The sequence below is a fragment of the Bradyrhizobium cytisi genome, from assembly GCF_008123515.1.
GTDB lineage: Bacteria > Pseudomonadota > Alphaproteobacteria > Rhizobiales > Xanthobacteraceae > Bradyrhizobium > Bradyrhizobium cytisi.
Genome location: NZ_VSSR01000122.1, coordinates 1 through 12,244, shown reverse-complemented (window position 1 = coordinate 12,244; position 12,244 = coordinate 1). Strand labels below are relative to the sequence as shown.

General features: G+C 58.1%; 8 protein-coding genes. 7 read left to right on the top strand and 1 reads right to left on the bottom strand.

Annotated features, from left to right (window positions below; all coding sequences use genetic code 11):
- Positions 1-89 precede the first annotated feature (89 nt).
- Positions 90-377, bottom strand: coding sequence for a phage integrase N-terminal SAM-like domain-containing protein (locus tag FXB38_RS40970; protein ID WP_246230604.1), 288 nt, complete (start codon positions 375-377; stop codon positions 90-92).
- A gap of 244 nt (positions 378-621) precedes the next feature.
- Here FXB38_RS40970 and FXB38_RS40965 point away from each other — a divergent pair, with 244 nt between their 5' ends.
- The 7 genes from FXB38_RS40965 to FXB38_RS40935 form a co-directional block, all read left to right on the top strand.
- On the top strand, positions 622-3,237 hold the full coding sequence (locus tag FXB38_RS40965) for a GAF domain-containing protein (RefSeq protein WP_148756554.1): 2,616 nt from the start codon (positions 622-624) through the stop codon (positions 3,235-3,237).
- A gap of 679 nt (positions 3,238-3,916) precedes the next feature.
- Positions 3,917-5,311, top strand: a complete 1,395-nt coding sequence (locus FXB38_RS40960) for a pyridoxal-phosphate dependent enzyme (RefSeq protein WP_187435508.1) — start codon at positions 3,917-3,919, stop codon at positions 5,309-5,311.
- Positions 5,312-5,314: 3 nt separating this feature from the next.
- A complete protein-coding gene (locus FXB38_RS40955; protein WP_148756552.1) occupies positions 5,315-6,025 on the top strand; it encodes a VTT domain-containing protein in 711 nt (236 codons plus the stop codon).
- Positions 6,026-6,154: 129 nt separating this feature from the next.
- Positions 6,155-7,048: a transporter substrate-binding domain-containing protein gene (locus FXB38_RS40950; RefSeq protein ID WP_148756551.1), complete on the top strand. Its 894-nt coding sequence runs from the start codon at positions 6,155-6,157 to the stop codon at positions 7,046-7,048.
- On the top strand, positions 7,048-9,870 hold the full coding sequence (locus FXB38_RS40945; RefSeq protein ID WP_148756550.1) for a putative bifunctional diguanylate cyclase/phosphodiesterase: 2,823 nt from the start codon (positions 7,048-7,050) through the stop codon (positions 9,868-9,870). The genes FXB38_RS40950 and FXB38_RS40945 overlap by 1 nt, the downstream gene beginning before the upstream one ends.
- 480 nt (positions 9,871-10,350) lie before the next feature.
- The gene (istA, locus tag FXB38_RS40940; protein WP_148756549.1) at positions 10,351-11,892 is read left to right on the top strand and encodes an IS21 family transposase; all 1,542 of its coding nucleotides are present in this window, start codon (positions 10,351-10,353) and stop codon (positions 11,890-11,892) included.
- Between the two features lie 19 nt (positions 11,893-11,911).
- The coding region (locus FXB38_RS40935; RefSeq protein WP_187435507.1) for an ATP-binding protein at positions 11,912-12,244 on the top strand (333 nt) is incomplete at its 3' end.

The window sequence follows — 12,244 nt, the reverse complement described above, 5'->3', positions numbered from 1 at the left end:
CAAACTGATCCAAACCATTGGGTCCGAGCCTTGCCACGCCATCCTTGCCTTTGACGATGGTTTGTATGGAGAGCACGGAACGTTTGGACTCAGCGATTGTGCTCGACGATCTCGTGGCGCTTCAGCGTGACCCGGAAAAAGAACCGCAACGTCGAAACGGTCTGGTTGATGGTCGGCACGCCAACGCCGCTCGCCGCCAGATGGAGCTGGTAGCGGCGCACATCTTCAAAACTCGCCGTATCGGGTGATCGCCCGAGGAACGCTGCGAAGCTCTTGACCCTCTGCACGTAGTCATGTTGGGTCTTCGGCGCGAACTTGCGGATCGTCATGTCTTCGATCATGCACCGCCGCAATGGGCTCATGGCCTCATCGGTCATGGGGATGCTCCTGTCTTGAGTGAGGTTGTCGAAACCCCTCGATCTCAAGACAGGACGCCCTATTGCGCTATCGTTTTGGCTGTGCCGCCCGCCGCAGTGCCCTACCGCGCGAGCGGTTTAGTCCTATGACCCTGAACGGACACCGGATCGGCTCGTTCATTTCCTCTCGCTTTTTGGAGTTTCTGCCTTCCGGGACACCGCCTCAAGCCGATAGAGTGCGTGCTCCTGAGATCAGAGGCTGTATATGAGCCAAGGCCCCTCGGAACGGAGTAGTGCGCGCAACTCGGGTGAAAAGGCTCCCAAGACGAAGCGCAAGACCCAAGCAGAAACCCGGGACCCAACCGGTCAGCCGCCTGCCGATCTGCGGCCCGAACTTAGCCGCCTTACCCTCGAACTGGCTGAAGCACGTGAGCGGCAGGCGGCAACCGCTGAGGTTCTTCAAATTATATCGTCCTCTGGCGGTAAACTCGGACCCGTGTTCGAGGCGATGCTTGCCAATGCGATGCGCATCTGCGCGGCGCAATGCGGCTTCATCTATAAGATGGAAGACGGCGCTATGCGGGCCATGGCCGAAATCGGCGTCCCTCCTGCACTGGCCGAGTATCGTCGGCAGCATCTCCATACAGGCGGCGCAACGACCCCGGTTGATCTCATGCGAGCGACCAGGAAACCAGCGCATATTCCCGATGCCCGGGAGAGCGACGCTTATCGGATGGGCAATCCCAATGCGGTTGCAGGCGTCGAACTCGGCGGTGCGCGGACGGTGCTGTACGTCCCGATGATCAGGGACGACAATATTGTCGGAGTCATCAACTTGTACCGCCAAGAGGTTAGGCCGTTCAGCGCCGAGCAAATCTCACTCGTGGAAAGCTTTGCCAGTCAGGCGCTTATTGCAATTGAGAATGCCCGCCTATTCGAAGAGGTGCAGAGACAAACTCGCGATCTCTCTGAATCTTTACAGCAACAGACCGCGACCGCCGAAGTTCTCGGCGTGATCAGCGGTTCTTTCGGCGACCTAGGACCCGTCTTCGATGCGATGCTCGACAAGGCGATGGGCCTTTGCGCTGCCGATTTCGGCGTGCTCAATACATTCGACGGCGAGCTATTCCATACCGCTGCCACGCGTGGGCTGCCTTCCGCCTATGATGAATACCGGCGCGACCGGCCATTGGAGTACGGACCCGGCACGGCGCCGGCCCGCCTCTTGCGGGGCGAACCGATTGTAGAAATTTCCGATCTTCGCGAGTCGGATGCCTATCTCAGAGGCGAACCCAACCGGCGCGCGCTGGTCGATCTAGGAGGGGCGCGAAGTGTTCTTGCCGTTCCGCTCCTAAAGAACGATCAGCTGGTCGGCAACTTCATGATCTTTCGCCAGGAGTCGGCGCGTTTTTCGGAGAAGCAAATTTCGCTCCTGAAACAGTTCGCGGCCCAAGCAGTGATCGCTATCGAAAACACGAGGTTGCTTCGTGAGCTGCGCGCGAGCACCGAGGATCTGCGAGAGTCGCTCCAGCAGCAGACTGCGACCGCCGATGTGCTCAAGGTCATCAGCCGCTCTGCCTTCGACTTGCAAACCGTGCTGGACACGCTCGTCGAGTCTGCGGCTCGATTGTGCGAGGCGGATATGGCCGCGATCACGCGCCAGAAAGGGGACGAATATTTCCGCGCCGGGTCATACGGCTTCACGCCTGAGTTCATGGATTACGTAAAGGACATTCCCGTCAAGCCCGAACGCGCGACCATTACCGGCCGAACGCTGCTCGAAGGAAAGGTGATTCATGTGCCCGACGTGCTTGCCGATCCCGATTACGCGTTTTCGGAAGCGCAGAAACTAAGCGGCAATCCGCGAACATTTCTCGGAGTCCCCCTTCTCCGCGAAGGCAATCCGGTTGGCGCACTCGTGCTGCTGCGCCGAACAATGCGGCCCTTTACAGACAAGCAGGTCGAATTGGTCACAACTTTTGCCGATCAGGCCGTGATTGCCATCGAAAACGTGCGGCTGTTCGACGAGGTTCAGGCGCGAACCAAAGAACTCGCAGCTTCCCTGGACGATCTGCGAACCGCGCAGGATCGTCTAGTGCAGACCGAGAAGCTGGCCTCGCTCGGCCAGCTTACCGCCGGTATCGCACACGAGATCAAGAACCCTCTCAACTTCGTCAACAACTTCTCGGCCCTTTCGGCGGAACTGACCGACGAGTTGAATGACGTGCTCAAATCCGCCACGCTGACCGACAACCTCCGTGCGGAAGTCGATGAATTGACCAGGACGCTGAAAGACAACCTCGAAAAGGTTGTTCAGCACGGCAAACGCGCCGATTCCATTGTGAAAAACATGCTGCAGCACTCCCGTGAGGGGTCCGGCGAGCATCGTCTTGCTGATATCAATGCCATAGTAGATGAGAGCCTGAACTTGGCTTATCACGGTGCTCGAGCAGAAAAGGCAGGCTTCAGCATCGCCTTGCATCGCGATCTCGACCCGTCCGTCGGGATGGCTGATATCTATCCGCAAGAGATCACGCGGGTCATGCTCAATCTGATAGCAAACGGGTTCTACGCCGCGGCGAAGCGCAGAGTGGAAGCCGGTGACGGCTTCGAGCCGATGCTTTCCGCTACGACAAAGAACTTGGGAGATAAAGTCGAAATACGCATTCGCGATAACGGCACCGGAATCCCGGAAGAAATTAGACAGAAAATATTCAACCCGTTCTTCACTACAAAGCCTTCCGGGGAAGGCACCGGGCTTGGCCTGTCGATGAGCCATGACATTGTCGTAAAGCAACACGGTGGCAGCATCGAGCTTGAGACGGAGCCTGGACAATTCACAGAGTTCAAGGTCGTTTTACCACGTATAAGCCAAAGGTAATCTGCCAAACCATTTTGGCCGGTTGACCTGTCTCAATTGCGGTGCACGAGTCTGTTCTGCGTCCTGGCCGATTCCGTTGAAAGACGACCGGAAGTAGTTCGCTGTAGTGGCGCGAGCGCCGACGCGGCCGAAGGGCTCACCTGCTGCGAAGGTGAACTCGTCACGCGCACGGTCGGTCCTTAGGTGCGCGGCTGGACTTCGCGCGTGAAAAATTCTCCAGACTTTCTATGCCGATGTACCATACGGGCCATTGGACAAGGTCGTTTGGCGCCAAAGCCAGTTTGGGCCAGGCGCGAGCGTCACCGCTTCAAAATTGTCCCAGATCTGCAGCTTGATGTCCGGATCTGCGCCCGAGTTCGAGATGGAGCGCCGCCTTTGCTGCCGGTGTTAACTGATAGGTTCTGGCGACCGGCCGCATAAATCGTTCATCGAGGTCACCGCGAAGTCGTTGGGCCAAAACAGAAATATGGCCGCCTCGAGCGCGCCGCCAACTTCGGTTGGGCTGGTCTAATCCTGAGCACGCGCCTTCAACGCGCCCCCATTAATCAACCTTAGAGTTATTTCTCCCCCGAGCGCCCGTGCGCATTGGAATACGGTTAAAAAAGGATTAACCTGACGCGACCGATTAGCATTCAGTGTCTTTCAGATCGTTGCAATGGACCTCTCTCGCCGGAACTTCATGCAAGCGGCCCTTTTGGGAGGTATCGCGTTAAGCGGAGGTGCCGCGCTGAGCGCGGTCGGCACGCATCAGCGCCGCTCCTCGATGCTGACGCTTCCGCAGGCGGCCGACCTAGCTGGCTTGGCTCCCTCCTCCGCTGCCTTGAAATCGCAATCCTTGGCGCTTGGCAGACTCTTTCCTGCGTTGCTGGACCCCGATGCCGAAGGGGCCCCTTTCATCGCCAACACGCTTTCCAGCGGAGATTCTTTTGCCGGTCTCATTCGCCAAGGCGAACCCGGCAACTCGGTTTTCCTGAGACAGCCTGGGGCGCGCGCCATCATTCCTTGGACGCCCGTATTTATACGGGAAAATAGTCAGCTGTTGCAGTTGCCTTCTTCGGTGACGCGGCAAATAGACTGCTCTGATCTTTTGGTGATGAATGAGAGCAGTACGCGTCATCCCGTCTTTGGCAACAAGGCGCGCAAATACGAGTTTGTGCTTCCAAACCTCAAGTGGTCCGGCGCCAAGCGTTTAGGGACAATCGGCGCGATCTCCAGCAATCATGCCCTGCAATTTGCCCTGGCTAATCGTGTGGCCGATTTGACCGGTGACGGACAGCCTTTGAATTGTGCCCTGGACTTGGTGCTCTTCGAGGTTCCAGGAGCCGTCACGGACATAGCGCGACTGGCGATTTTGCGCGGTCTCGCTGAACACGTTGCCATAGCCAAGAACGATCTCGAATTGGCGGGCGAGGCGTCCCAGGAATACGCCAAAAGCTGGTTGCATCCGGATACGGATTTGCTCGTTCCGCCAGGCGGCTCGAATGAAGTGAGCGTGTTGGGACATATGAACGCTATTGCCGAGTTGGCGCACTTTCTTGACGCCGCTCAGGCCTGGAATGCACCGCCTGATGTCATTTTTGTCGCCATGGGTAGCGGCTCGACGGTTTTGGGCCTTCTCCTCGGCGTCCATTTAATGGGATGGAAGACCAAGGTCGTGGGAGTGGCCGATCAGGACAAATCATATCTGACGCGTTGGCTTGTCAACCGGCAACCCTCCTTGCCATTTGTGGAGGGGAATGTTGCCAAGCTTGCTCGCAGCACGGTGGACTGGCTGCAAAAAATCCGCTTTCCCGGCAACTCTCCCGATGTTCTTCGCGTGATGCAAGACGAGATATTCTTGCCGGATTCCACCAGCTGGCAGCCAGGATACGGCTTGGTCGAAGACACCGACCTCGCATGGGCGAACGAGTTGAAGGAGGCGGGACTCAGCCTTGATCCCGTTTTTACTTTGAAGGCTTGGCGATCCTTGCTCACCATGTCTCAAGCGGGAGCGCTGAAGAATAAGAGAGTTCTTTTCTGGAATACCTACAACAGCTTTGACTACATGCCCTCTCTTCTATCCAGTTTGGGATAGCCGATGCGGGGTCGCCAGCCATTGATCGTCTATGTGGCAGCCGTCGTGTTTCTGACGCTGGCATATTTTGCATCACCTGTGTCGAGAGAGGCTGTTTGGCACGTGTTTCCCGGCGTTGAAACGACGGCCCACGCGCATCCGCTTGCCACCGCGCTGGTGTTTTTGGTTACATCCGCCGCCCTTGCATTTCTGGCCTTTCCCTCCATGCCAATGATTTGCCTAGCGGCCGGTTTTTACATGGACGGATTGATTGGAGGCGCCACCGTGCTGCTCGGCAGCGCCTTTGGTGGTTTGAGCGCGTTTCTATTTTACCGGAAGCAGATTCAACGTCCGAGCGCTCCATCGAATCAAAAATCGGCTGTCAGGCTCTGGTTGACCTTGCTTGGACTGCGTCTCTCGCCGCTCGTGCCCGCACCACTGGTGAATGTCATTGCCGCGGTCTTTGACGTCTCACCCCTTCAGTACCTGACGACCAGTATGTTGGGCGGCGCACCGCTAGTCCTGTTCTATGCGCAAATAGGACAGCAGGGGCACCACCTATTGTCCGGCGAAACGCTGCATTGGCAGCAGTTTTCCGGATACTTGATCTTATTAACCTTAAGCACGCTGTTGAGTGCGATAGGTCCCTGGCGCTCGGTGCTGAACGACGTCAAGAAATTGAAAAGCTCGCCCGGATCAAATAATCTTTCGCTGCACTCAGCATCTGGTCTGTAATCAATCCTTTCCGGATAAACTGCATTTTTTCGAAAATTGAACGCTACTTTATTGTATTCTGCCATCCTTTCTTAAGTTCGCACGTGTAGATTGCAGGCGCTTCTACTGACCTAAAAAAGAGCGCCTTCCATGTTCCCGAAACGCTTCGTCCTTGGGTCGCTAAGCGGCGCCATGGCCTTCCTTTTCATGACCTCAAGCTGGGCAGCTGATCTTGCAGAGATCAAGCAGCGTGGCGAAATCCGCCATATCGGCATCCGCTACGCCAACTTTGTGACCGGCGCAGGCGATGGTTTAGACGTCGAGCTGATGCAGGGTTTCGCCAAACGAATTGGCGTGTCCTACAAGCTTGTCTACTCGGATTTTTATTCGGTGATCCGCGACCTGCTCGGCAAGGATGTGGTTCGCAAAAACGGCCAAGTCACCCTGGCAGGTGACTATCCAATCAAAGGCGACGTGATATCGAGCGGCTTCACCGTTCTGCCGTGGCGTGAGGCGATCCTTCTATATTCCGAGCCGACTCTTCCGTCCCAGGTTTTATTGGTGGCACCTGCCGAGTCTGATCTTCAGCCGATCGAGGACGGCGCCGATCTCGCGGCCGATATCGTCAATACCCGCAAGGCCATCGGATCCAAGAGCGTGCTCGTGATGGAGCGCACCTGCCTGGATCCGTCCAATTATGGTTTGGTCAACGTCGGGATTGACTTAAAGACTTACAACAAGAGCGCGAACCTGAACGAGATGGTTCCGGCCATGCTCAACAAGGAAGCCGAACTGACGCTGCTTGACGTACCGGATGCCATCCTTGATCTGCGCAAATGGGCCGGCAAGATCAAGATTCTGGGGCCGATCTCCGACAGGCAGATGCTGGCAACCGCGTTTCCGAAGGACGCGCCAGCGTTGCGCAATGAATTCAACGCATATTTGAGCGAGATCAAGGCCTCCGGCGTCTATGACCGACTGGTGGACAAATATTATCCCGGCATCCGACGATTCTTTCCGGAATACTTCGCGAAAACGCATTGATGGTAGCTTCGCTGATCAGATTCAGTCGATCCTTGGCTCTGCGCTGGCCTCTGGTAGCAGCAGCGGCGTTTCTGCTGTCGATGCTTTTTCTGATTGGCAATCTCTACACGTCGCAAGTGGAACTGCGGCAAAACGCCGATGCGCGTCTGGTGTCGATCGGTGAAGCGCGCGCCACCGAGATCAACGATTTTTTGACTGAACGCCGGCAAGCCGCGGCGCGACTTGCCGCCAGCGAGGACATTTCCAACTATTTCAGCAATCTCGATCTCGGAATGTCCATCAAATACGGACTGTTCGCCAATTTGGCCGCAATCGAGCTCCGCTTTCAGGCGACCCTGGACCAGGAGAAATATCAGGGCCAAGCCACCTATCTGCGCTTGGCTTTCTTCGATCGCGACGGCGCTCCGCAAGTTGATGTCGGTTCGTCCAGCGCGGCAACATCTTCGCTGGCACGTAATAATCTGACCGAACCAAGCGTACAGATTGATGACAAGCGTCGCCTGATTATGGCCAGCGCACCGGTCATTCAGAAGGCCAAGACAAGGGGAAAAGTCGAGACCGTAAGCAGCCTCAATCTACTTTCCTCACTGGTGTCTACCAACGACCTCGGACAGCCGCGCGAATTCCTCCTGGGAGACGACGGCGAGGTGCTGCTTCCGATTGAGCGGGAGCACTCGGCCGTTGTAGCCCAAGCCTCCTCGCTGGCCGCGCTTCCGTCCGGCCGCATACAGGCTTTGTCAAATCTCAACGCTCCCGAACTGAAGGGATATCTCGCACTTCGCTCGCCAGTTGCGGGCACCCGACTTTCCGTCCTACGGCTGGCCAGCGAGGATGAACTTTACGGCGGCACGCTTTCACCCGCCTCCGTTTTTTACCTCGGCCTGTTCGCGATCGTGTTATTCGTGCTGGCGATCGGCTTCGAGCGAATGCGTCAAAATGCGGCGCGGCTACAAATCAAGTTCGTCGAGTCCAATCGCCACCGAGCGGAGCTGGCCGAAAATAATCTGGCTCTCTCGCAAGAGATCAGGCGTCGCGAAGCCATCGAGGCCGATCTGCACCGGCAGAGCGAAGCGCTGGACAAGTCGAACTCTGAACTGCGCATAGCCGCCGCTGCGTTCAATGCACAGGAAGGCATGATCGTCACCGACACCAAGGGCGTAATCCTCAGTGCCAACCGCGCCTTTGTTAGCTTGACCGGCTATACGGCGGAAGAATTGGTGAGACAAACAGCGAGACTGTTCCGGTCCCATAGGCGCGATGCCGAATTCTACCGCGGTATGTGGAATTCCGTACGACTTACTGGCGGCTGGCAAGGGGAAATGAGTCTGAGGACCAAGAGCGGAGAACATTGTGCGCGCTGGCTGACCATATCCGCCGTGAAAAACGAAACAGGTGATGTCACTAATTACATCGGTTCATATTATGATATTTCGAAACTCAAACACGCCGAGGAAAAGATCCAGGAGCTTGCTTATTTTGACCAGCTGACAGGCCTGCCGAACCGCGTCCTGCTGATCGACCGCGTGCGCCAGGCGCTCAATGCTAATGTTCGCAGCAGTTCCTACGGCGCCCTGTTGTTCATTGACCTCGACAATTTCAAGACGTTGAACGACTCACTGGGTCACCACATGGGCGATATGCTGCTCAAAAGCGCGGCTCAGCGCATCTCTCATTGTGTCCGAACCGATGACACCGTTGCCCGCTTCGGCGGCGACGAATTTGTCGTTCTTCTCGCCAATCTCGGGACACAGAAGGCAAAGGCCGCTGCCTTGCAGACCGAAGCCATAGGCGAAAAGATTCTTGGAGCCTTCACCAACGCCTTTCAACTCGATACGTATGAGTATCCCTGTACACCAAGCATTGGCGTGACCTTGATCTCGCCTGAGGACCGCAACATTGACGAATTGCTGAAGCGGGCCGATCTCGCGATGTACGATGCAAAAACCGCGGGCCGAAATGGGCTCCGGTTCTTTGACCCGGCCATGCAGACCATGATTACAGCACGGGCTGCCCTCGAGGCCGATCTACGAGAAGACCTTAAGCAGGAAAGGCTTTTACTGCATTACCAGCCGCAAGTAGATCATGAAGGAAGATTGCTGGGGGCAGAAGCGCTGGCACGCTGGCCGCACGCGCAAAAAGGCATGATTTCTCCCAGCGAGTTCATTCCGGTAGCAGAAAGCACCGGTCTCATCCTCCCGCTCGGCGCGCTGATGTTGAAAACCGCTTGCCATCAGCTGGCTCGCTGGTCGACCGATCCAGCAACCGAACGCCTCACCGTCGCGATCAATGTCAGCGCCCTCCAGATGCGTCAGAAGACTTTTGTCGAAGAGGTCCGCGCGATGGTCGAGCAAACCGGTGCCAACCCCCACCGCCTCAAAATCGAACTCACCGAAAGCACGTTGGTCAGCAACGTCGATGACGTGATCGCGAAGATGGACAGATTGAAAGCAATTGGCATCGGATTCAGCCTCGATGATTTCGGAACCGGCTACTCGTCGCTCTCATATCTTAAGCGCTTGCCGCTTGATCAGCTCAAGATCGACCGCAGCTTCGTCAAGGACGTCTTGGTCGATCCGAATGATGCTGCCATAGCCCAGATGATCATTGCGCTTAGCAAGAGCCTTGGCCTCGCAGTCATCGCAGAAGGTGTCGAAACGGAGGAGCAATATGCTTTCCTGGCGCAACATGGACAACTCAACTACCAGGGCTATTTGTTCGGACGCCCCTTGCCCCCGGCGGATTTCGAAAGTCTCGCTCGAGCTTTCTCCCCGCGCCGCCGTTCGAAGCAGGTACACGGGTCCGTTGATCGAACGTACGCATAAGTGTCTCTGCAAGAGCCTCATGGGCAGGAATCGATGTAGACGCTGAAGCTTCTGCGAGAGAGATGCCGCTTTGACTGTAATTCCTTGCTCACGGACTTCGTGGCGCTCGCTGGAAAGCTTCACCAGAAGCGAGCCCCCGCCGGCGGGACCAAGTCTGGCGCCGGTCCAGCTCGATCGGCGCTTCGCGCTCTGACGCCATTCTGGTCGATACGTCGGGGCGCAAAATGGCGGCAGACGAATTGCCTCCGGCCCACCGGCGAAAACTATGAACAATGATGAAAACCGAACGGCCCCGGTTGCGGAATCCGAGGCAAAGCGGCCACCGATTCCGACGGAAGGCGGCCACCGATTCCGATCGAAAGCGGCCACCCAATCCGACGGAAGGCGGCCACCCTGTTGATAGGGTGAGACGGGGGGCGTTGTCGGCAATCTGAACGGGGCAAGGTCCCTCCTTTTGCGGTTCACGCAATGGGAGGTCCGATGCCCGCCGAGAGATTGCCGATGCGGAAGATTCGAGAAGTTCTACGCCTGAAGTATTCCTGTGGGACGAGCGATCGGGTGACCTCTCGATCGGTCGGGATCGGTCGCACGGCGATCGCGGAGTATGTCCGCCGCGCCGCGGTGGTCGGCATCACCTGGCCGATACCGGAGGAGCTCGACGACACCGCGCTGGAGCGCAAGCTGTTCGCGCCGGCCGGCTACAACCCACCGCGATCGAAGCCGCTTCCGGATTGGGGGCATGTCCATGCCGAGTTGCGCCGCCGCAGCGTAACGCTGGCGCTGCTGTGGGAGGAATACCGCGGCCATCATCCCGACGGCTACGGCTACAGCCGGTTCTGCGACCTCTACGTCGAATGGCGACACGGGATTACGGCGACCATGCGACAGACCCACGCGGCCGGCGAGAAGCTGTTCGTGGACTTCGCCGGCGATACCGTGCCGGTGTTCGACGGGCTCACCGGGGAGGTTCGCGCCGCCAAGATCTTCGTCGCCGTCATGGGAGCGTCGAATTACACATTCGTCCAAGCTCGGTTCAGCGAGGCGTTGCCCGACTGGATCGGCGCCCATGTGGATGCGCTTACCTTCCTGGGCGGGGTGCCGAAGGCGCTCGTCTGCGACAATCTGAAGGCCGGGGTCACGACGGCGAGCCGCTACGAGCCGGGGGTCAACCGGACCTACCAGGATCTCGCGGCCCATTACGGCACCACCATCATGCCGGCGCGGCCGCGCAAGCCGCGCGACAAGGCCAAGGTCGAGGCGGCGGTTCTCATCGTTCAGCGATGGATTTTGGCGCGGCTGCGCAATCGGCGTTTCTTCTCGCTCGCCGAGTTGAACGTCGCGATCCGCATCTTGGTCGACGACCTCAATGCCCGCCTGATGCGCAAGCTCGGTGCCAGTCGCCGTGAGTTCTTCGACACCATCGATCGTCCGGCCCTGATGCCGCTGCCAGCCGAGCCCTATCAGTACGCCGAATGGCGCCGCGCGCGCGTGGCGCCAGATTACCACGTCGAAGTTCAGGGACACTTCTACTCGGTACCATCCCGCCTGATCCGCCAGGTCGTCGAGGTGCGGGCCACCGAAGCCACCATCGAGGTGTTCCATCGCGGCACCCGCATCGCCAGCCACGCACGCTCGGGCTTGAAGCGCCGGCACACGACGATCCCAGAGCACATGCCGAGCGCGCATCGCCGATACGCCTTCTGGACGCCGGCGCGTCTGCTGGCCGCTGCCGAGAAGATCGGTCCGTCCACGGTCGCGCTGTGCGAGGCGATCATGCGGACAAAGCCCCATCCTGAGCAGGGCTTCCGATCCTGTCTCGGTATCCTGCGGATGGAGAGGACCTATGGGGCGCAGCGTCTCGAGGCCGCATGCCGCCGTGGTATCAGCATCGGCGCAGCGAGCTATCGGTCGATCGCCTCGATCCTCAAAACCGGCCTGGACAAGGCCTTCCTTCCCGACACCACCCCCGACGCCGATCCCATCCAGCACGGCAACATCCGCGGCCGCGGCTACTACCACTGACCAGCAAGAAGGAGACCTTATGCTCAGCAACCACACCCACGAACGTCTTGCCGCTCTCGGGCTCGCCGGCATGGCCAAGGCCTTCGATGATCAGCAACGCCAACCCGACGTCACCGCGCTGACCTTCGAGCAGCGCCTCGGCCTGATGATCGATCGCGAAGCAACCGAGCGAGAGAACAAAAGGCTCACCGTGCGCCTGAAGTTCGCCTCGCTACGGCAGACCGCAATCGTCGAAGATGTCGATCTGCGCGCTCCGCGCGGCATCGATCGCGCTTTCTTTGCCAAGCTCGTCGATGGCGATTGGATCGGCCGCAAGCAAAATTTGCTCATCACCGGGCCAACCGAGCCCGCT